The 20,677-nt window shown below is 47.6% G+C and carries 25 protein-coding genes and 1 pseudogene; all 26 read right to left on the bottom strand.

Annotation, left to right across the window (positions count from 1 at the left end; translation table 11 throughout):
• Positions 1 to 3: 3 nt before the first annotated feature.
• Positions 4 to 267, bottom strand: a complete 264-nt coding sequence (locus OTK50_RS02995; protein ID WP_003154813.1) for a phage holin — start codon at positions 265 to 267, stop codon at positions 4 to 6.
• Between the two features lie 13 nt (positions 268 to 280).
• Positions 281 to 544 carry a hemolysin XhlA family protein gene (locus tag OTK50_RS03000; protein ID WP_003154815.1) on the bottom strand — a complete coding sequence of 88 codons (264 nt, stop codon included), beginning with the start codon at positions 542 to 544 and terminating at the stop codon, positions 281 to 283.
• A 52-nt stretch (positions 545 to 596) separates the two neighbouring features.
• A complete protein-coding gene (locus OTK50_RS03005; protein WP_045207175.1) occupies positions 597 to 1,358 on the bottom strand; it encodes a hypothetical protein in 762 nt (253 codons plus the stop codon).
• Positions 1,359 to 1,414: 56 nt separating this feature from the next.
• A complete protein-coding gene (locus OTK50_RS03010; RefSeq protein WP_007610833.1) occupies positions 1,415 to 1,612 on the bottom strand; it encodes an XkdX family protein in 198 nt (65 codons plus the stop codon).
• Positions 1,613 to 1,616: 4 nt separating this feature from the next.
• Positions 1,617 to 1,988, bottom strand: a complete 372-nt coding sequence (locus OTK50_RS03015) for an XkdW family protein (protein ID WP_032874603.1) — start codon at positions 1,986 to 1,988, stop codon at positions 1,617 to 1,619.
• A gap of 12 nt (positions 1,989 to 2,000) precedes the next feature.
• On the bottom strand, positions 2,001 to 3,623 hold the full coding sequence (locus OTK50_RS03020) for a pyocin knob domain-containing protein (protein WP_224224207.1): 1,623 nt from the start codon (positions 3,621 to 3,623) through the stop codon (positions 2,001 to 2,003).
• Positions 3,624 to 3,625: 2 nt separating this feature from the next.
• Positions 3,626 to 3,898, bottom strand: a complete 273-nt coding sequence (locus OTK50_RS03025) for a hypothetical protein (RefSeq protein WP_015239690.1) — start codon at positions 3,896 to 3,898, stop codon at positions 3,626 to 3,628.
• A complete protein-coding gene (locus OTK50_RS03030) occupies positions 3,895 to 4,473 on the bottom strand; it encodes a YmfQ family protein (protein ID WP_007407262.1) in 579 nt (192 codons plus the stop codon). Before OTK50_RS03030 ends, OTK50_RS03025 begins: the two co-directional genes overlap by 4 nt.
• Positions 4,457 to 5,503 (bottom strand): baseplate J/gp47 family protein, encoded by a 1,047-nt coding sequence (locus OTK50_RS03035; protein ID WP_224224350.1) that lies wholly within the window; start codon positions 5,501 to 5,503, stop codon positions 4,457 to 4,459. The genes OTK50_RS03030 and OTK50_RS03035 overlap by 17 nt, the downstream gene beginning before the upstream one ends.
• Entirely contained in the window at positions 5,496 to 5,921 is a 426-nt protein-coding gene (locus tag OTK50_RS03040) for a DUF2634 domain-containing protein (protein ID WP_003154825.1), read from the bottom strand. Before OTK50_RS03040 ends, OTK50_RS03035 begins: the two co-directional genes overlap by 8 nt.
• Before the next feature lie 103 nt (positions 5,922 to 6,024).
• A pseudogene (locus OTK50_RS03045) lies at positions 6,025 to 6,291 on the bottom strand (DUF2577 family protein).
• A complete protein-coding gene (locus tag OTK50_RS03050) occupies positions 6,291 to 7,268 on the bottom strand; it encodes a phage portal protein (protein WP_224224205.1) in 978 nt (325 codons plus the stop codon). Before OTK50_RS03050 ends, OTK50_RS03045 begins: the two are co-directional and overlap by 1 nt.
• Positions 7,269 to 7,281: 13 nt before the next feature.
• Positions 7,282 to 7,941 carry a LysM peptidoglycan-binding domain-containing protein gene (locus tag OTK50_RS03055; RefSeq protein WP_224224204.1) on the bottom strand — a complete coding sequence of 220 codons (660 nt, stop codon included), beginning with the start codon at positions 7,939 to 7,941 and terminating at the stop codon, positions 7,282 to 7,284.
• Positions 7,934 to 12,979 (bottom strand): transglycosylase SLT domain-containing protein, encoded by a 5,046-nt coding sequence (locus OTK50_RS03060; protein ID WP_266121825.1) that lies wholly within the window; start codon positions 12,977 to 12,979, stop codon positions 7,934 to 7,936. The genes OTK50_RS03055 and OTK50_RS03060 overlap by 8 nt, the downstream gene beginning before the upstream one ends.
• Positions 12,967 to 13,119 (bottom strand): hypothetical protein, encoded by a 153-nt coding sequence (locus OTK50_RS03065; protein WP_015239684.1) that lies wholly within the window; start codon positions 13,117 to 13,119, stop codon positions 12,967 to 12,969. Before OTK50_RS03065 ends, OTK50_RS03060 begins: the two co-directional genes overlap by 13 nt.
• Before the next feature lie 41 nt (positions 13,120 to 13,160).
• Positions 13,161 to 13,607, bottom strand: coding sequence for a phage tail assembly chaperone (locus OTK50_RS03070; RefSeq protein ID WP_032874591.1), 447 nt, complete (start codon positions 13,605 to 13,607; stop codon positions 13,161 to 13,163).
• A gap of 75 nt (positions 13,608 to 13,682) precedes the next feature.
• Complete coding sequence (locus OTK50_RS03075; protein ID WP_003154837.1) at positions 13,683 to 14,126, bottom strand: phage tail tube protein; 444 nt, start codon at positions 14,124 to 14,126, stop codon at positions 13,683 to 13,685.
• Position 14,127: 1 nt separating this feature from the next.
• Positions 14,128 to 15,525, bottom strand: coding sequence for a phage tail sheath family protein (locus OTK50_RS03080; RefSeq protein WP_224224202.1), 1,398 nt, complete (start codon positions 15,523 to 15,525; stop codon positions 14,128 to 14,130).
• Complete coding sequence (locus OTK50_RS03085; protein ID WP_007610809.1) at positions 15,525 to 15,734, bottom strand: hypothetical protein; 210 nt, start codon at positions 15,732 to 15,734, stop codon at positions 15,525 to 15,527. The genes OTK50_RS03080 and OTK50_RS03085 overlap by 1 nt, the downstream gene beginning before the upstream one ends.
• Complete coding sequence (locus OTK50_RS03090) at positions 15,731 to 16,177, bottom strand: hypothetical protein (protein ID WP_007407270.1); 447 nt, start codon at positions 16,175 to 16,177, stop codon at positions 15,731 to 15,733. The genes OTK50_RS03085 and OTK50_RS03090 overlap by 4 nt, the downstream gene beginning before the upstream one ends.
• Positions 16,174 to 16,677: an HK97 gp10 family phage protein gene (locus tag OTK50_RS03095; protein ID WP_044802862.1), complete on the bottom strand. Its 504-nt coding sequence runs from the start codon at positions 16,675 to 16,677 to the stop codon at positions 16,174 to 16,176. Before OTK50_RS03095 ends, OTK50_RS03090 begins: the two co-directional genes overlap by 4 nt.
• Positions 16,674 to 17,030 carry a DUF3599 family protein gene (locus OTK50_RS03100; RefSeq protein WP_007610806.1) on the bottom strand — a complete coding sequence of 119 codons (357 nt, stop codon included), beginning with the start codon at positions 17,028 to 17,030 and terminating at the stop codon, positions 16,674 to 16,676. The genes OTK50_RS03095 and OTK50_RS03100 overlap by 4 nt, the downstream gene beginning before the upstream one ends.
• Entirely contained in the window at positions 17,027 to 17,410 is a 384-nt protein-coding gene (locus OTK50_RS03105) for a DUF3199 family protein (RefSeq protein WP_224224201.1), read from the bottom strand. Before OTK50_RS03105 ends, OTK50_RS03100 begins: the two co-directional genes overlap by 4 nt.
• 16 nt (positions 17,411 to 17,426) lie before the next feature.
• Positions 17,427 to 18,362 carry a phage major capsid protein gene (locus OTK50_RS03110; RefSeq protein ID WP_007407274.1) on the bottom strand — a complete coding sequence of 312 codons (936 nt, stop codon included), beginning with the start codon at positions 18,360 to 18,362 and terminating at the stop codon, positions 17,427 to 17,429.
• 26 nt (positions 18,363 to 18,388) lie between these two features.
• Entirely contained in the window at positions 18,389 to 19,234 is an 846-nt protein-coding gene (locus OTK50_RS03115) for an XkdF-like putative serine protease domain-containing protein (protein ID WP_007407275.1), read from the bottom strand.
• Positions 19,235 to 19,253: 19 nt separating this feature from the next.
• Positions 19,254 to 20,645: a phage portal protein gene (locus OTK50_RS03120; protein ID WP_088005490.1), complete on the bottom strand. Its 1,392-nt coding sequence runs from the start codon at positions 20,643 to 20,645 to the stop codon at positions 19,254 to 19,256.
• Positions 20,646 to 20,677 lie beyond the last annotated feature (32 nt).

Raw genomic sequence — 20,677 nt, forward strand, 5'->3', positions numbered from 1 at the left:
CTCCTATTTCGATAAATTGTTTATTTTTAATAAAGCCTGCTGTTTTTTCCCTTTTGCTGTAACGTAATTGTTTTTAAACCAGGCGGCGGCAGTCGTTATGATTGTAAAAACGGCCGACCCGGCGGCATACAGCGTATCTGCAAGCTGGCTGACCTGATCCTCCTGAATATTCAGCGGCGATTTGCCGAACATCAGCAAAGTTTGATTCAATAAAGCAAGCAAAAGAAGCACCGTCCTGACGACCGTGCCTTTGTCCGCGAATTTCATATCGGTTTCCCCCTTACTTTTGCAGCAGATTGTACATGATGGCGATGGCTCCGCCAATGACGCCCGTGCAGATTGCTGTCACGATCGCTCCTGTAATGGTCCGCTTAATCCATGTTGTGTTTTCGTCAATTTTGTTCAGTTTTTCATTCAGCGTCATGATTTGCTGATCCTGCCGGTCGGATACCCGCTCTAATGCGGCCACCCGCTGTTCAAGCACCTTTTGTTCACCTTTGATGCCCGCGAATTCTTTTTGCACCGCTTGTTCATCCAGAAGCACTTCCGCTCCCCCCCTCTTACATTGTTCTCACCTCCCTTCGGAAGTTTCATTCTTAAGAAAATGCCGTGCCTTTGACAGAAAGGCTCCCGCCGGAAATGCTTTTGATTTCCATGATGATTTCCTTAAAACCGGCAATATCAAATGACCACACTTCGTCTGTGCCTGATGTACCGGCTGCTGATGTTCCGTCTTCAGACCTGATTCCTCTGATCGGCACGTTTTTTCCCGAGATGGATCTCCCCCAAAACGCGACATGGCCCGACTCAGCCGTGCCGGTGATTTCGACGAGAAGTTTTTTCCAAGCGCCCGCCGAGAAGATGCTTCCCTCGCCAGCCTCTGCTGCATTTTCATGAAAAATCACGTCTGTATATGAAAACGCCATATCACCGCCCGTACCGACAGATTGGTATAAAACAAATTCGGACTGCTTTTGATTTCCATTTTCAAAACGGAATCGGTAATATCTTTTTGTCAGGCAGACCCAACCCGAAGCGGTCAGCACTCCGCCTTTGACTGCGACAGAATGTGAAGCCGTCCACGAATTGTTATCCTCGCTCTCTTCGATAAAAAGAGTTCCGCTGCGGTCCGAATAAGCCCACCCCTGTGCTCTGTCTATTAAGACGGCGCCTAAACGGTCTTGCCCGAATTGGCTGTAAACTTCAATCGCTTCTAGCGGCGTATTGGTAAGAAGCTCTGCCATTCCGGACAAATCAGCAACCGGTGTGACATAATCGTTTTTGTTACCGCGATAAGCTTTTACTGCGCCGGGTCTGCCAAGTTGATCGGCGGGAAATTCAAATGAATGCTTTTTCATCGGCCGTCCTCCTTTTCTCATTTACTAAAAATGACAAATAAAAAAAGCCGTTTGGCTTATGACACAGCATTTTTATAATTTTCGTATGTTTCACCCGTTATTTCTTGAAATTCCTCAGGCGTGATATACTTCGCGGCCACACCTTCCGCCAGATCTTCGGCAGAGCAGTCATCATAGCCCATAGCCTGTTTTACCATTTCTATTGAGGCCCACTTATAAAACAAAGCGTAAACCCAAAAGTTAAGTCTCTTCATTTTTTCATTCTCCTTTTACGTTTAATAATTCTAATTTTAAAGACGCTAATTGCCTGCCGAGTGACTGCTGCGCCTGTTCGGCTGCTTTTCTGGCCAATTTCTCATTCGCCAGCTGTCCCCCGAGGCCTGCAAGCTGGTTTGAATCGGGCGCCGTATCTTTTTTTAAGCTGTCTTTATATGCTTTGTCAGCCGTTTCCACCCATTCTTGTTTCTCTTCATCAAAAAATGGGCGCCACATGCCTTCGCCGTTTATTTCCGGCGGAACGTCCGCAGCGTTAGCCGGCATCAAATAATCTCCTGTCTCAGAATCCGGATAAAGCTCAATCGGAGTGCCTGTATAAATGTTGTCATTGTCATACGGAAATATTAATTTCATATTCTCGCTCCTTTACGTGAGTGCCAAAACAAGGTCAATATAATAGCCGTTCACATTATTTTCTATATTGGCCATAATTCCCGTCAGCTTCATATCTCCATTAGAATAAATAATAAATTTGCTGTAACCGGTGGTGCCGCTGGCTGCAACCATCGTTACAACGCCTTTGGCCGGCGCACAAGAGGATGGCACACTCCCGAATACCACTTCTCTGTCCGTAAGAACGTGTCCGTTCAGGTGAAGGGTGTTTCCCACTTTGCGGTATTGAAGCGGCCTGTCTCCTGATTTAGCGCCATTTTTATAAGGAACATTTATCCAAGGTACATTCTCAGTATCAAGTTCAGTAACGAGGCGCCGCCAGCCCTGCCAGCCCAAGTTCAAATCCAAATAGTTCGTGAACATATTATTTTTATAATCGACGGCAATGACATACCCAAACGTTCCCTTTCCCTCACTGTCAAGAGAGGTAAAATGAAACATGCCGCGGGTCGAAGCGTTGCTCGGACTGTTTGCCGCTTTGCCGGTTGAATAAAAGGTGCCGAACGCCCTGCCGTTTTTAACGATTTTTTCAAGAAAGTTATCATCATCACCAATTGTAAGAAGATAGCCGCCGTTATCGTTTGTTATTTTCGAAAGCTGTGCGCCGTTCCACATATTTTTATCCGCCTGTGTGACATGGATGTCTTTTTTATTGGCGTGAGCGTCTACTTTTGCTTGAGAGCCTGCATCTGTTTCTCTTTGGCTCCACTCCGACCAAACGCCTTTAGTGCTGAAACTTCGGACGTATATGGGATTTCCGGCGGTCGCTGTGTCTATAAACATTTGGACAAAAGTCGGCGATGCTCCGCGGGTTCTTTGCATTACAATTAATTGTCCGTATTCCGCAGGCTTATTTTCCGTATGCTGAACCGATATATAGTAGATACCGGACGTTTTTATATTGTCTAAGTTTGTTTCCGTTACCGTTTTAGCATTCCCGTCATTGTCAGTCAGATTGAATAACTGCCCTGCATTCCATTTGTCTTTGTCAGACTTGGTTACATGAAGATCTGTTTTGTCGGCATGCTCATTTATTTTTGCTTGTGCTCCGGCAGCTGTTTCAAATGGCATCCATTCCGTCCAGATGCCGTTTTTCAGCGTTTTTCTCCAAAATCCCCCGTCATCTGAGAAAGCGGCCGCCTCTCCGTTATTCTTTGAAGAATAAAGGTATATACCCTCTGACGGTTTAGGCGGGGTATTTACTCCAGTTGCAGCTGCTGAGAAAGTAAAGGTCTTATTCTGGCTGGCAGCGGTCTGATGAAAATCCTGTCCGTCAGAGATATCAATAAAAGCGGAGCCATTATCTTTTGTCATTTTAGACAATTGCCCGTTATTCCACTTCTGGCGCTCTTCCTTCGTCACATGCCGGTCCAGATCTTGATTGTGCTGATCAAAATCTTTTTTTGCTGCCTGCTGGACATTGTCCACGTTTCCGAGGCCGATTTGCGCCTTTGTCGTTTTGTGCGGGTTGTTCATGTCGTTTTTATGGGAAGCCAGATCCGCGTGGGCGTCTTTTATGCCTTTTTCCCAGCGGTTGACGTCATCTTCATTTATCGGATCGTCCGGAAGCCAGTCTGTTTTTTCTTCGTAAGCCATCGTTACACCACCTCAAAGGTAAATCTTAAATCAAGCGTTCTGTTATTGCTGAGATCTAAATTTGTTTTTCGTTCTGTGATGACGCTTCCTGTTTCGTCAAGCATCTGCACGGTTTCAATGTGTTTGATGTCTTCTTCCCTGCGTGTGAGAACGGTGACTGCGGCATCTTTTACGGAAATGTCCGCAATCGGAGTTTCTTTGCCGTTTAACAGCACTTTTGTGATCCTGTTTTTCAGATCGGCTGCGGCACGCTGTCTGTAAGCGGCTGATATCATGGTAAGACCACCTCGTTATTGTTGAGTGTGACGGAATAACCGACCTTCAGTTCACTGACTTTTCGGTATCTCCGATTGTTGAGAATGACCCGGTCTTTGATTTCCAGTGTTTCGTTTAATGCGGCTCTCAGTGTATACGCCAAATGAGCAGGTTTGATTTTTTCAAGCGTTTCAATCAGCTCGTTCATGTGCTGCAGGTCATCAAGCCCGATATCGGCATAAAAACGATACTGCCCCGGAAACATCCGAACGTAAGCTGACGGATGTTTTAAAAAACGGTTTAGCGCCTGCTCGATCGCTTGATGTGTGATGGGCGGAATATTCGACATCTTGGAAATCAGCCTGAGCCGTCTCATATCCTCCGTGTCACCTGATTCCCGCGGTATTTTTAATATTTTTTCCCAGCGGTCAAGCCCCCACGTCGCCGTCGTGATAAAGAGCTGATCTGTCAAATCGAAAATATCGTTATTCTGCCGCTCAAACTCAGGAGCTTCCGCCTCAAGCAGTTGTGCCATCTCCTTTAATCGGGTTAAAAACGGCGGGAGGTACGCCGTCATCTCATCGAGTCTGCTCAAGGATTGTCACCTCTTTGAGTTTAGGAATTTCCACGTCACTGAGCACGAGGTTTTCCGCCGCACCGTTCATTTTGATATCGGCGTAGTCACTGACGGATGCCGAGTTATAAACGATGTTGTTTATTTGTGATAAACGGACGGTGTTTTCTTCGAAGGCCATTTTCTTAAATAAATTCAGGACGCCTTTTTCAATCTCCGCTTTTACGTCATCGATCGAGCTGTTCAGCTCAGGCAGCACGGAAGCGGAGATTTCGATTTCTTTCCATACGGCGCTTTCCACCGTTACTGCCGCTCCGATCGGCGCCTGTCCTTCTCCCTGCCCTTCGTCCGGATCAATATAATCCTTTACTTTTTTGATCAGAATATCTGATGCCGGTTCCAAATTCGCATTTGTGATGACAACCTTCACCGTTCCGTCTCCGTTCCAAAGCGGAAAGATTTTTGCCCTGCCCACGCCGTCAACCTCTTCGGCCCATTGTTTATAGTGCTGTTTATTTGCGCTGACTGCCTCCCGGCGGACACGAGTAAAATAGCGCGCCCTTAAGCTGTTGTCATCTTCTTCCTCACGGCCGGGAATTAATATATCGCGCATGACTGCTTTCTCAAGCCCGGGTATCGTATCAAGCGGCAGCATGTTCTGCCCTGAAATGCCGGCATTGCCAGCTTCACCGGCTGTTTCACATTCAAGCGTTCCATCCCCCGTATATTGAAAATACAGGTTATCAACGAAGAAACGGGAGCCTGGCGGAATGGTGATGCCCGCTGTGAATTCTCCGGCTCTGACCGCTTTTGTGGCAGGTGTTCGTTCAATTCCCGCTTCAGCAGCACGCCTGTCCAGAAATTCTCCCTGAGCCGTATCGGAGAACACGAGCTCCAGCACGGTATCAAGCCAAATATAAGACTTTGCGAGCTCAGCGGCCGCAGGCGCGAGCGCATTGTAAATGACGCTGCCTTCTCTCGTATCAATATCCGCCGTAACGCGCGCCAGCATTCTGTCCATAATGTCGTCAAACGTCTGAGCTTCAAACATCCTCACCCAGCACCTCCTCTATCTCAAGCATGCCCTCATCAGTTTCAACGGTAAAAGAGACGATGAAGGCATCATCTTTTTTCTCAATCTCAAAATTGGTAACGGCCAAAATACGGTCATCATACAGCAAGGCTTCTTCTATCAGTCTTGGGATCTCCATTTTTTTATAAGCATCCGTCGTGTTCTGATCTGAAAGCACTTCCTGAAGTTCGTTTCCGATATCATGGCTGAAAACCGAATATGAATACCGTTCTGTGTGAAGAGCGATATAGACGAATTGTCTGATTGCGTCCAGTCCGTTTATCAGTTCATTGGTAATCCGGTTGTTTTCAAAATCAATTCGGTAGGTTTGTGAAGTCTCAACGGCCTCACTCGCATCCTCCAAATCTTCAAATTCGATTTCCGGTGTCAGGGCCATTGCACCCGCTCCTTTTAGATTTGTTCATGTAAAAAAGCCCTCTTCGGCAGATGAAGCGGCTTTAATAGGCTGATATTCTCGTACATCTCCGTCCGGATGCCGGTTAAATTTTGTCCAGTACAAAGAAAGACTGTCCTCCTGTTAAGGCAGCGGTCATCACCCGATCTCCCGCCTGGAGCTGATCATCTTCTCCGGATCTCAGCCGCTTCGGCACAATGAGTGCATCAGACGGAATCAAAAGTTTGTCGTGATCTTTCAGTTTCAGCTCGAGCGGCGAAACGGAGGTCACTTCGGCCGGCATCAGCTCCACCGGCGCTTCGGCGTCAACCGCTCAGACGGCTAAATGTTTAATGGCATCACTTAATCTCATCAGGATGTCCCCTCCGGAAGTGAATTTTTCTCCGTGACGTCAATCGTCATGGTATGTTTTGTTCCTTGGAATTCATGGCGGTCCGTATCTACATAATAGGTTTTCTTCAGCCCGATTTCCGGAATTGAAATATAGACCGGCAATCCGCTTTCCAACCCAGGAATACCGATCGCCTGTATATTTTTCAGCTCTTTCTTAACGCCTTTTTTCTCAGCCTGCTTCACTTTTGCGCGCTGTTTCAGCTGGGCTTCGTTAATGTCGTCAGAAACCGTTTCGGTATACTGCAAAACGCCGAATGTTTTCATGCCCGCGCTGTCTGAGGCGGAAGCCTTTATCGTTTTATTGTCTTTTTGCAGCCGCATGACGACACGGGTTGCGGTGTCATCAATTGAGGTGCTGTATTGATACCCTGTAATATTAACTCCTGTTTCCAGCACCCATATGTCAGACGGCTCCGGCCATTCACGCAAGCCGAGCCTGCCTTTTTCTGAATAGAGCTGATAATTGCGCCCCGTCTGGCTTTTTGTCTGCTTTAACGCTTTTAGCATCATATCGTAAAGGCTTGTATCATTTTTAAAAACGAGTGATTTAATGGTATGGCCTGTGTTAGCAATGGATGTGACGGGAATTTGAAAATCGCTGGCGATCCTTTTTAATATTTGATCGGCGCGCTTGTTGGAAAACACGTAAACGTCCTGGTTTTTCACAAGGTATTGAAGCATATCGTATGCGGTGAAGGCGACGGTATGCTCATCGGGCGTTCTTGCAAAAACAACGCCGCGGAACAGTTCTTTTCCGTTCCATTTGAACAAAACCGTATCCCCTTCTGATACGCCGTAATACGTCTGGCCGCCCTGCTTTACGACAATCGTCGCTTCGATGGAACGGGGCGCCTGATATCTGTGTCCTTCCAGCGTTACGCTTTCTGTGACAAGCTCGAGCCACTCCGTTTCTTTTATGACAAATAGTTCAATCATCTTTTCACCCGTTTCATTGCGGTATCTTCAGCTTCTGCCCCGGGAAGATCCAATGCCCCGGCTGCCGGATATTCCGTTTGCTGCGCTTAATCATGGCGGTTTTATTCGCGTTCCAGATTTTCCGCCACTCCGTGTGTTTTCCGTAAAACTTGCCGGCGATGTCCCAAAGCGTATCCCCTTTTTTGACGGTATATGTTTTGGGTGAAGCTTTGGACGGGCGCTTCGCTTTCGTTTTTTTCTTTTGTTTGATTTTTCTTGGCGAAGCGGTTTTATATTCTTTCAGTACGATATCAAAATTCCGGTCGCCGATTTCATTGTCACCTTCGCTGTAATTAAAGCTTTCAATGCTGCATGTGACATTGATTTTTGTCCCTGTAATCAAAAACTGAACGGGTTTTTTCGCTTTCATCCATGCTTCAATGGCTGAAATGGCTTTTTCCGGCGAAGGGATGCTTTGATATTCGGCAATCGGGCTGTACCGTTTCGGAAAAAAAGAAGAGAACGAAATTTCTTTCGCTCCCGGTTCTTCGATAAACGTCACCTCTCCAAGTCCGGTGACTTTCACGGAATCATTCTGCACGCTGTTTGCGATATCAATCGCTTCAGGGAGAATGGGAAGCCGAAGCTTGTCCTTTCCCTGAGACAGCCAAAATTCGTAAACAGATTTAGTCAAAAGCAACAGCCCCCTTTGCTCCGGTATAAATGTCTTTTTGCAGTTCATCAATCAGCGCCTGTTTGATTTTGGCGGCGAGGCCGTCGGCGTCCTGTCCGTTATGGAAATGCTGATCGCCGCTGAATTCGATTTTAATTTCTTTTGTTCCCGTTTTTTGAACGGTTTGGCCGCCGCCTTTAACGGCTGCGGAAACCGTGCCGGCTGAAAGCGCCGCCGGTTCCGTCTGGGACGGATCGGACACTTCCATGCCGAGCGCTTGAGCCGCTTTTTGCAGCAGATAACGGCCCCGGATGCCCCGCTCTTCAGGGATGATCCACTCTCGTTTGTTCCCTTCGCCGACACGGGCGATCTGCTCCTTGGTAATCAGACCCCCATTGGCATAACCGACATAAGGGCCTCCATGAGCCATACTTTTAATCCCGGGGACATTGCTGATCGAGCCGTATCGGCTTTTAATATAGCCGATAGCGGCAGCGGCGTTGTGAATTGGGTTTCTGATATCATTCATGCCCGGCGCTTTGTGATCTTCAAAGGTGCTTGGAATCGTCTGCATAAGCCCCTGTGACGGGTGTCCGGCTTTGGCGTTGCTGTCCCATAGATTAATGGAATTAGGGTTGCCGCCTGACTCATGCTGTGCGATCGTCATTAATCCCGGAAGCCAGCTGATCGGCGTATTGGTTGCTTTCATTGCGGCCAAAAGCCACTCTTTGACGCTTCCTCCCGCTGCACCCATGCCGGAAAAGGCTGCTGCAAGCGAGCCTGCCTGTTTTTCGGCGTATTTTTTCACGTCAACTGAGCTGAGCCCTTTGACGACGCCGACTGAAGCAAAGCGTCCGAGACTCATCATGACACGGGAAGGAGAGTGAATATCAAGCTCTTCCCTGAATGCGTCCTCGACTTTTTTGGCCATATCTTTGGCCGCCTGTTTGACTTCGCTTCCTTTTGCAGTCATCCCTGATACGAAGTGTCCGATCAGGCCTGACCCCCAGCCGTTCGCGGAATCTCTTGATTGCACAAACGGTTTATTGATATGTGTGCTTACGTATTGCGACGTTCCCGTATCTTTTGCATTCTGTCCGGCCGAATATCCTTTCACCGTTGCGGCGCCCCATGATGACGATTGGTTAACCGCCGATTGATAAGGTGTTTTCACCTTTGTTTTTAAAAATGAATCGGTGCCCGTCGGCGAAGTATTTTGACCTTTGGCATAGCCCGCAACGACTTGCTTTCCGTAACCGGATGAAGACGAAATGAGGGCATTGAACGGCGTTCCGATGTTTTTTTCCTTCCAGCCGTCCATATCCACCGCTTTTTTGCTGATTCCGCTGTCAAAGCCTTCAGTAAACTGTTTGCCGAGTGATGAAGCCGTCCCGGCAAATCCGGAAGAATCCACAGACGCTGCGGCCGATACAGATGCAGAAGAAGAAACACCGCCCGCTCCCGCCGGAACAGCAGAAGACTGAGCCGAAGCCGCGCCCATATCATCGACAACACGCATGCCGAGCTTAGACGCAGCTTGTGAAAGCAGCATCTTTCCGCGTCCGCGATTGTTGTCGACGGGGATGACAAATTCTTTTCCGGCTTCACCGATCCAGGAAATGGTCGGCTTTGTAATGTAGCCGCCTGTGGCGTTTTTGTCCGGTTTTTTCTTTTTATCTCCGCCGCCTCCTGTGACAAAGTTCATTATGCCTGAAATCATTTTGCCGCCGGTTTTATCCCAAATCTTTTTCACCCAGTCGAATGCTGCAGAAAAAGCATCTGATATGGCTGTTCCCACTTTTACAAGAGGTTCTTTTATATGTTTCTCAAACCAGCCGCTTAACCCTTTCCATATACCCTTTACCGTATCTAAAGCAGTCTGGAAAGCATCTGATATTCCTTTACCGACATTTTTCACCATGTCTTTCACCGGATTCCAGACAGTATCCATGAACCAGCCGGAAACCGTACTGAAAACAGATTTAATTTTATCCCAAGCTCCTGTGATTTTACTCCAAATGGACGTCGCCACTCCGACGACAGCCGATTTTACGGGCCCCCACACCGTGCTCATAAACCAGCCGGATACTGTGCTGAAGACACCTTGAATCGTCGTCCACGCATTCACGATATTTGACCAGATGCTGGTTGCCACTCCGACGACAGCCGATGAAACCGGCGTCCATACATTCTCCATGAACCAGGATGACACCGTGCTGAAAATCCCTTGAATCGTTGTCCACGCATTCACGATATTTGACCAGATGCTTGTCGCCACTCCGACGACAGCTGATGAAACCGGCGTCCATACATTTTCCATGAACCAGGATGAAACGCTTCCCCAAGTATCTTGTATTGTTGTCCAAGCACTTTGCGCCGCTTTGGAAATATCATTCCACGTGTCTTTCAAAGCTCCTGAATCAAAGGCCTCTCCCAAGCTGGAACCGCCTAAACTGCCGGCGATGCCGCCTACCGCGCCGCCGATTAATGTGCCCACTCCGGGAACAACGCTGCCGATTGCCGCTCCGGCCGCGGCTCCGGCAAGACCGCCGCCTGCTGAGCCGACCTTCTCTCCTGCATTATCTTTATTGATGCCGGCTAAATCTGTAAGTGATAACAATTCACCTATGCCGGGAATTCCTTTAGCGGCACCTTTTAACCCTTTCATACCGCCTTTTAGCGCCTTTGAATCTCCTAAGCCTTTCAAAAGCGCGCCGATGCCTTTACCTGCCCCTTTTGTTTTCGGCGTATTTACGGATGCCTGTTTGCTTCCCTTTGCGGATGAACCTCGTTTTGAAGATTTATTCCGCTCTTCGACTTTACTGCTTTTGCCCCTCGTCACTCCGGTACAGCAGCAGCAGCCCCCCAAAGCCCCGCCGGTTTTTTTGGCTGACTTTCCTGAAGATTTTGGCGCTGTTACCGTGCGTTGCGGACCCTTTGTCAGATCAGGACGCTTCGGGCTGTTGGTGCCGCCGGCAGAAAGGCCGCCCTTACTCTTTTCTTTTTTCGTGCCGCCTCCTAATAATCCGCCGATATTGAGTTTGCCTAATTTTTCAGCGATTCCTGAAAATATTTTTTCTATTAATTCCCCGGCTTTTTCGATGATTTTGTCCGGGCTGAATTTCTCAAATTTCTTTGCAATCTTGCTGACAATTTTATCAACAAATGCCTCGGCTTTTTCGATGATCGCATCAGGACTGAATTTGCCGAACTTTTTATCAATGCCTCCGAACAGTGAGGATGTAAACTGCTCCACTTTTTCCAAAATCTTATCCGGATTGAGAAAATCGAATTTCTCAGAAATTCGGTCAATCGTGTCATTTACAAATTGTTCGGCGCGGTCGATTAGCTTATCAGGACTGAATTTAACGACAACGTCGTCGACTTTCTTCATAAACGAATCAGTAAAATGATCCAGCTCTTTCAATATGTTCTCCGGACTGAATTTGCTGACAACGTCATCTATCTTTTTCATAAATGAATCAGTGAATTTATCCAGTTCTTTCAATATGGCTTCCGGACTGAATTTACTAACGACCCCGTCTACCTTTTTCATAAACGAATCAGCGAATTTATCCAGCTCTGATAATATCGTCTCCGGGCTGAACTTGCTCGCGATTTCGTCTACTTTTCCCATGAATGACGTTGTGAACTTGTCCAGTTCGGTTAAAATCGTTGCCGGGCTGAATTTGCTTGCGATTTCATCCACTTTTCCCATGAATGACGTTGTGAACTTGTCCAGTTCGGTTAATATCGTCTCAGGGCTGAATTTGCTTGCGATTTCGTCTACTTTTCCCATGAATGAGGTCGTGAACTTGTCCAGCTCTGCTAAAATCGTCTCAGGGCTGAATTTGCTCGCGATTTCGTCTACTTTTCCCATGAATGACGTTGTGAACTTGTCCAGTTCGGCTAATATCGTCTCCGGGCTGAATTTGCTCGCGATTTCGTCCACTTTTCCCATGAATGACGTTGTGAACTTGTCCAGTTCGGCTAATATCGTCTCCGGGCTGAATTTGCTCGCGATTTCGTCCACTTTTCCCATGAATGAGGTCGTGAACTTGTCCAGTTCGGCTAATATCGTTGCAGGGCTGAATTTGCTTGCGATCTCGTCCACTTTTCCCATGAATGAGCTCGTGAACTTGTCCAGCTCTGCTAAAATCGTCTCAGGACTGAATTTGCTTGCGATTTCGTCCACTTTTCCCATGAATGAGGTCGTGAACTTGTCCAGTTCGGTTAAAATCGTTGCAGGGCTGAACTTACTCGCGATTTCGTCCGCTTTCTTCATAAAGCTTGCAGCGAATTTATCCAGTTCCGCTATGATTGTTTCCGGATAAAATTTGGATGCGATGTCATTGACTTTTTTCATGAAGGTGTCTGCAATGGAGTCAAGCATTGAAAAATCGTTTTTCGGCGAAGCAGGAGCAGCAGATGCAGAAGCTTTTCCGACGTCCGGCATATTCTTTTGCATTGCAGCCAGCTGTGCTGTCACCTTTTCGTTTAACGATAATTGAATGACATTGTTTTTTCCCGTCAGCGAATCAATGCCCGCTGAAATTCGGCCGACTGTTGTCATGACGTGATCTATGACGCGTATAGTGACAGAGTACCCGTTCTTTAACGCAGATTGCATGTAGCGTTTGATACGTTCCATGGCAGGAGTCACTTCGTCTGACGCATACAGTGAAACGGTAAATCCTTTAAAACCCGCAGCCAGATCCCGCAATCTCTCAAATGCCGCTGTCGCGCTGTCTTTTGCTCCTATTTTAACGGTTAAAGACGCAGGCAGACCCGCTAATTGGGTTTGCACCTTTTGAATGACGGCACTGGCTCCGTCTTCAGCTGAAATAGAGATCATTTGTGCGCCCAGCTTTCTTTTCATAGAGCGCTGGATGCGGTCAATTGTTCTTAAAACAGATTTACTCTCTTTGCGTATATCAATTTCACTTTGGCGTTTTGTCATTTTCCTGTATTTCTCAAGCGCTCTGAAGCCATTTTGGATTTTCCTTATTTTCTTTGAAACCCGATCTTCCAATTCAAAACGGGCGGTCAGCTTTGCCATGATGTCGCTCCCCCTTTCTTCGCTTGTTTTTCAAGAATGTCCAGCTTGTAACCGATTAAACCGTACAACAGCGCCTTAAAATGTCTCGGTGCTTCATATAACTCTTTCAGTTCTGATGGAGAATAATGAAGCTCATGCATCGCGTAATAGAGATACACGGCTTCCTTATCCCCATCTTTTATCAGTTTTTTGCTTCTTGCTCCAGATCTTCTAATTCATCTTCAAAACCATTGATCTCAATCGCTTTATTCAGCCAATTTGCATACTCACCGCCGACTGAAAGCACGCGTTTTGCCACCTCGACCGGATCTGCCGTTTTGTAAGCGTCGCGGAGCTCCTTAGACCGGAAATCAGGGTAAATCGTAGATTCAACCGCGATCCGCGCATAGAAGCGCTGGCTGTCTAAGTCTTTTACGCGGCCTCTGCCCTTCACATTTTTATATGTCGTGCTTTCCTTCTCCAGTTCATCAATGCGCTCAGTCGTAATGGCTTTAAAAATAAAAGGCACGATGTTTCCTTTTTTATCGACAAAACGCTTTGAAAGCGGAACCCGAATCTCCTCAGCCTCGACTGTTTTACCCGGCATAAAGAATGATAGATCAAATACTTGTTCGTTTTTTTCGCTCATGATGAAAACTCCCTTACTCTTTTTTTATAAAAAACAGGCCTGTAAAAAGGCCTGTTTCACTCATACCGATCTTAATTAAAACGTTTCAGAAAGCTTTTCCGGCACATCGAAATCTTCAAAGGTAAACGGCACTTCTTCTTCGAGTGCTTCTGAGTCTACGTCCAGGCCGGCGATTTTTGCAGAATCAAAGTTGACGTCATACAGAGTGACGCGTTCTGTTCCGCGGCCAGATGATTTGTCATCAAGAACGGCTTGCAGCGTAAAATACGGGTCGCTGCCTTTTTTGACGTAATCCATCATAAGGACGGCGAATTTGGATGTGACCTTATAGAATGTTGCCGTGCCCGTTCCGTTGGCGCCTGTTGTTTTATGTCCCGTCATGCGGCGGCCCATGATGTTTACTTCTGATTTGTTTTTTTCCACGTTTGCTTCAAAGGTTTTAATATGCGCCATCTCTTCTCCGTCGAGAAATAAACGGCCTTCTTTTCCTGAAATCGTGTTTTGCGCTTTTAATGCCATCTTAGTTTACCTCCACGTTAAAGTAGAATTTTTCTGCCGCATCCACAGGCTGTACGGCGAGATCGATTAAAAAGCCGTCGCGGTCTTCATTCAGCCCGATTGCAATGTCTTTGTCTGAATCAAAGTTGGCGATGCCGCCCGCATCCTGAAGCGTAGTCAAATATTGAATGATCATCGTTTTAACGAATTGAAGGCCGTCATTTGTCGCAGGAAGATCGCTGCCCGTGCCTTTTTTCGATTTAATTAAGGCTTTCAGTTCACGTGTCAAATCGTTATTCACCGCATCAAGCACACGGACGATTTTGTTTTTCGCGAACTTTTTGTTTTTCTCTGCCGTAAATGTCACCAATGAGTTGATATCTTTTTCAACGCTGACTGACTTATCACGGGCATCATAAGAGAAAAGGAATTCACCTTTGGAAAGACGTTCGATTACTTCATCATGAGTCAGGCGGTGCAGCACATCGACGGCGCCTTCGTATTCAACGAATGTTAAGGATTGATTAAATGCGGCGCTGGCACTTGCGCCTGCCACCCAGGCGGTCGCATCTTCAGCTTTAATCTCGGTTCCGTCTTCCAGCAGCACACCTTCAGTCACATTGATAATACCTTCATAATCTCCGCTGTAATGGGCGGTCACCCCTTGCACTTTCTGTCCCTGCGCATCGCGAAGGCGTTTAATGAATGCGGCAAATGTCGCTTTCAGCTGATCGTTTTCCGCGACAGGAAGAGCGATGACATCGAAATTCTCCGTTTCAGCCGCAGCTAAAAAATCCGTATAGTCTGAGTTGACCGGTGCTTTATCAGTTCCGCCCGCAAGACGGATGCCTGCCTGCGGGTTTAACGTTTCCCCGGATTCTTCCTCAGTGCCTGTCAGCGGGATGGAAGCCGACAGTTCGCCCGTTCCCGTGAATGTGACATAGCCGTTTGCTTTTAATTCTTCGGCTTTTTTCACCGTTTGTTTGTCAACTTCCGCTTCATCCATGTAAGTGGTCACGTCGAAAGCGTTCTGATCAAGGACGTTTTCACTGATGCGGATGATGATGTCATTTCCTTTTGAACCGCCGTACAAAGCGGTTGCTTTAACACCTTGCGAAAGATCGGCGCTCGCTCTGATTCCCTCTGTCAGACGGTACATCAAAACGGTTTTTGCTTTCTTTTTCGCCTCACGAAGCAGAATCAGTGACGGATCTTCAATACTGAGCCCCACTTTTTTATTCAAATCTTCAATGCTTGAAATGGAAACGAATGTTTTCGCTTCCCCCCAGCTTGATGCGACGGGAAGGGCGACAATCCCGCGTTCACCGATCGATACCCGCTCCTGGGCGGTTGTTTTAAAATTAAAATAGATCCCGGCACGTTCTTTTTCTTTTCCTTGTGTAAATGTTCCGCCGTTCATTATTGCATGACCTCCTTGGTTAAAAATGCTTCAATGTAAGACTTGGCTTGCGCTTTTGTCATTTGTTTTTGCTTCACGCCGAATAAAGCCCCCTGGAGAATCTCAGGTTTTACGCCGAAAAGCTCCTTCGCGTGCTTTGTTAAATCCGCCGTGTCATAAAGAACCGCTCGTTCCGCCGCTGCGGCGTTTTTCTTTTTATGTTGTTTCACTTTTCTTTCACCCCGCTGTTAATGTCCACATCCCGCAGTGCGGGAGATGTTTGTTTCTGATAGTAGTAGCGGCTCGTCCAGCGGATTGTGATCACTGCCTCGCCTTTGTCTCCGACTCTTGTTTCGATACGGCTGATGCGGACGAAATCACCGGTGTCCTCCCCTGATTCCGTAAGCAGCGGAATCAGCTGTCTTGATTCTCTCACCGCATCGGCGATCCGGTCGGCTGCATAGAGCGCCTGCACCGAGTCGGCATGGAACAGCTTCACATTCAGACTGTATGTCTTCTTAAAGGTGGAGACTGTGTCATTCTCGTCAAAAACATACGGGGGCGGAATGTATAGTGACGGCACCTGAAATTGTTCAGGCAGTTCATTTTCATATACGGGCACGCCGCACTGCTGATACAAAAAAGCGGCGATTGAACCGGTTTCGCGATTCATCCGATATCTCCCCCTAACGTGTTAAGCCACTGATCGAAACGCTTGTCCAGCGATTCGGCGAAGAGTGTTTCATACAAAAGAAGGGCTTTGTCCCAGAACCCATTCCCGCTGATCCACTGTTTTTTGAGCGCCATTCCCGTTGAAGCTGACGGATCATAGATGAACCGGGAGCCTTGAAAATACCCGGGCACCCATCTGACATTTTCATCTGAGACGGTCCAATGTCCGTCATTTATGAATGAGGCATACTCTACATTGGTGCCGATTTCAAGGGTCAGACCCCCGTTTTCAATGATCCATACATGATCCTGCGCTCCTTTTCGGAAAGAAGACAGCAGGCCTTCTGTATCAATCCCTCCCGAATGAATAAGCTCCTCCCGTACCAAGTCGAGAAAATCCTCTCCTGACTGTTCCAGCCATTCGCCTGCCTGACGGGCAAATTCTCCGGATGATGCCTTTTGCAGCGACCGATTCCATTGTTCAAGGTTTTTTATGCTCATAGTCTGTCATCTCTCACAGCGATAACCTCCCAATGGTGCTGTCTTGCTTTCTTCGGCATTTCCAGAATATACGCCTGGCCTTCCCAAATGATTTTGTCATTGACACGCACAACGGCCTCTTTCGGAAAATGAACGAGAAACCGCTGATATACCTTATGATCAGGCTCAAGCTGAATAAGCTGCTGCTGTTTTTCAACAAACAGACACGGCACGTCTTCAGCATCCGGAACTTCCGGATAAGAAAAGACAGGCTGGAGCTTTTCGGCGGGAATCCCGAAGCGCCCGGCCTTCGGAACTGACACCGTCTCATGATAAATATCGCATCTGTCAGTGAGCAGCCGTTCGTAGCTCATAAAGGTCTCACCTTTGCGTGTGCAGAAACCGGGGAATAACCCGGCGCGATATATTCACAGAGCAGATGGTGCACCGCCGGTTTTCTGATTCCGCCTTCATCTGCCACCGTATACGAGTAGTCGCCTATCTTTTCAGATTGATAGGCGGAAGCGGCCGCTTCATTCTGGTTGATCAGCGCAAAATATTGAGTAAGCTTTAATAACGCAAGCTTAATCTTTTCGGGAAGCGGTGAGTATATAGGATCAGTGAACGAATGCCCCGCCATTCTGGCCGCTTCCGCCTCCGCCTCCAGAATGTCCTGTATAAGAAGCGGCTCCGGCCTGTTTTTGACTTGATCATAAACTGAATATGAAACAACGTCAGACGGCTGAATTAACATAACTGCCACCCCCGTCTTATTCTTTAACGTTTACGATTTTGGCGCTTGCATCTTCTTCTTCAAATTTGCTGTCAAGTTTAGCCGTCAGTACGATAATAAATTTGCGGCTGCGAATATCTTTATCTACTTCGATTCGGATATTTCGTGAAAAACCGAGAATGATATTTTTCGGGTGAGTCAGAATGATGTCAGACGCATCGTACTGGGAATCACCTTCTCCGACCGAGTAAGGCTGCAGATTGGACACTCCTTTGACCGGAACGCCGAATGCTGAAGACAAACCGCCCTGCACCGCAAGATCCCCCAGGTTGGTCTGACGGTCAGCTACACGGTCTTTCCATTCAATCTCCATGCCTTGAGATGTGTAAAATCTGAATTCCTGAGGCAGGCGCAAATATTTTGCCGGAATGGCTTTTAAGCCTTTTTTAAATGTGGCTCTGGACAGCTCTTCCCCGTTTCCGTCAATGACGTGAGATACAGTCTGCTTACGGATTCCGTCAAGCTGTGCCAAGTACGGATCAGAAGAAGATGTATCGCCGTTTACGACAAGCTCCTCAATATCGACTGCCGCCCGCTCCGCCAAAATCTGCATGATCGTCTGCTGCAGGCCGTCTTTTTCAATATTATTTTCAAGCGTGTCATAGGTGATATTAATTTCCGCAATGACTTCTTTCGTATTCAGCTGCACCGTACTTGTTGCCGGGACGGTCAGCTGATCGTCAGTTAAGGCTTTTCCTTCCTCAGCGGCACGCAGAATACGCTGGCCGAAACCGATTTTTTCAAATTTCTGCGAGTCATTTTCCATTTGAATCACACGCGATTCGCTGAAAATGGTCGGCGTGTTCTGCACCATGCGGATAAATGCTGAAGCTTGTGCGGGGTTCATTAAACCGCCGCTTTTTAAAGCGGAAAGTGACATTTCCGCCTTTCTGATAATATCTTGATTTCTCACTCTACAGTTCCTCCTTCTGACTGGGCTTAAAGCAGTCCGCTCCAAATGGATTTTTTAACAGGCTCTTGGCCGCCCGTCTCTTCTTCCGGCTGCTTTGATGCGCCTCTTACTTTTTCAAGCGCTTCAATGCGTTTAATAATCGGCGCGAGCATGTCCTCAACAAGCGTTTTCAGCTTTTCTTCATCAGACGGCGCAGCCGCCCCGTCTTTGTCTTCCGTGTTTTGGTCCAAGCTGTCAAGCCGCTTTAAAAGCGGGTGCAGCGCGTGTTCAATCGATTCTCTTACGTCTTCTTTTCTCATCTTGTTCAAGTCCTCTCCCTTGCGGTTTCTTGATTTGCGGTCACGGTCGAGAAATTGCTTGACCGCGCCGAATAAGCCGGCTTGCTTTTCTGCCGGCTCTTCGTAAACGTCAGCGGTTCCCGCCATGCTGTAGCCCGTAATGATACCGGCTTTAATCTGATCCCATACTTCATCGGAAGCTTTGGTGACAAGCACCCAAGATCCTTTCCGGATCACAGCATTCCCGATTTCAAAGTCATCCGGGGCGACGTACGACTCCACCACCTCGCCGGTCCCGCCTTCAAAATTATGATTTGTATCGATGTTGCGGGCGTCCGCCAAAAAACCGTGAGCGGCCTTTTCAATTTCTTCAGCCGTCATATAATCGCCATGGGCATCCGGGACATCCGGCTCGTAAACGATGCCGTAAACAAGCTTCTGCTCATCCGATTCGCTTTTTGTAAACACCTGCACCTTTTTTTCAAATGACGGAAGGCCTCCGGCTGATTTTGTAAAAAAGAATTCCGTTTGGTTCGCCGCCTTATCGACATAGCTCACAAAACTGATGACGGCATTTCTCAATTCTCTCGGCACGAGATGTTTTCACCCCCTTTCAGGATTGCTCCTTTTTCCCTTTCAGCACCGGCCGGCTGTAGTACTCTTCCGGCCACTCCTCAAGCGTCTTCCCGAGCACTCTTCCGGCCAGATCACGGAGGTCATTAGGAGAGACCGCGCCGGCGGAAATAAATGGCGTAAGCACCTTCGCAATTTCAAGCGGATCGCGAAAATCAGGCCCTTTTAATGTGAGCTGTACATCGTGGAGACCCAATTCTGGCAAAAATAACGTGTTGAGCTTATTAATCAGCGTTTTCCGCTCCGGCTGAAACACCTGTTCCTCCGTTATTTTCCGTGCCGTATCGGCGGTGGCTTTGTTGTATTCCTGCGCCTCGCCCGTATAAAGCGGCGGAAGACGAAACGCGGAGCGGAGTTTATTTCTGCTTTTGTCGTCATATTCAAGAAACAGCGCATCATCCTGCAGAATTTCGGCAAGTGATTTAATTTCCACAGACACGGGCGTAATGTCTTCGCCTCCGTGAAGGTCTTTTTCCTTCGCAATACCTTCCGCCTCAATCAGCAGAAACTTGTGGGCGTTTTCCACCCCTTCCAGGTCATTCATATAATCCTGGAGCTCTTTGTACGAGGTTTCTGACAGCATGCCGTTTTCAACCGTAATGGCGGCCGGCACGTGACGGCCCTGCTTGAAATACATAAAATTCAGTTCTTCCGCTTTCCGGGCGCCGTACAGATTGACGATATTGCCGACCCAGCGCGGAATTCCGTAAGTGCCGCTGCCGATTTTTAAGTGAATCGCTTCATTTGCCCGGTATTCTTCAGACAGGGTCTTTACGTATTCGCCGGTTCTCATGTCCATCATGCGGGGATCGCCGTATTCCTTAAAAAACACTTTCCGACCGTTCAGCATCTGAACATATTTACGGAACCGTTTTTGCCTTTTAATCGTTTTGGATGCGCCGTTTTCTTCATATGAAAATGTAACTTCAACGGGATCAGTCACACCGCAGACGCGCATATGTTTCACATCCAAATATTCAATCCCCGCCGGTTTTCCTGCCCCGTCCCGAAGCACTTCGAGAAAACCGTTGCCCGTTTTTTCGCGGTCTTCTATCGCATATCCGAGGACCGTCTCGGCCGATTCATCAAAATGAAGACATTTGTAAAAGCTCTCCAGCTTCATCCAGTTTTTTTCGGCCCGGGCCTTTTTTGACGGGGAGCAATCTGGGCTATTTACATCAAAGGTATATTCCACATCAAACCCAAAACCCGTAATATTGACCCGATACGCGTCAATGCACTGCTGAAGAATCGTCGAATATTCGGCGATTGTTTTCAGTTCAATGAGATTATAGGGCGGTGAAATGATGTCTTCGCCGTACAGATCGGCAAATTGATCTTCGTTCATCTGCCTTGCCTGCGGCGCGGCCATTTTTGATTTAAAGACGGTGGCTCTAACGTTTT

This window comes from Bacillus sp. NEAU-CP5 (assembly GCF_026420705.1).
Taxonomy (GTDB): domain Bacteria; phylum Bacillota; class Bacilli; order Bacillales; family Bacillaceae; genus Bacillus; species Bacillus velezensis.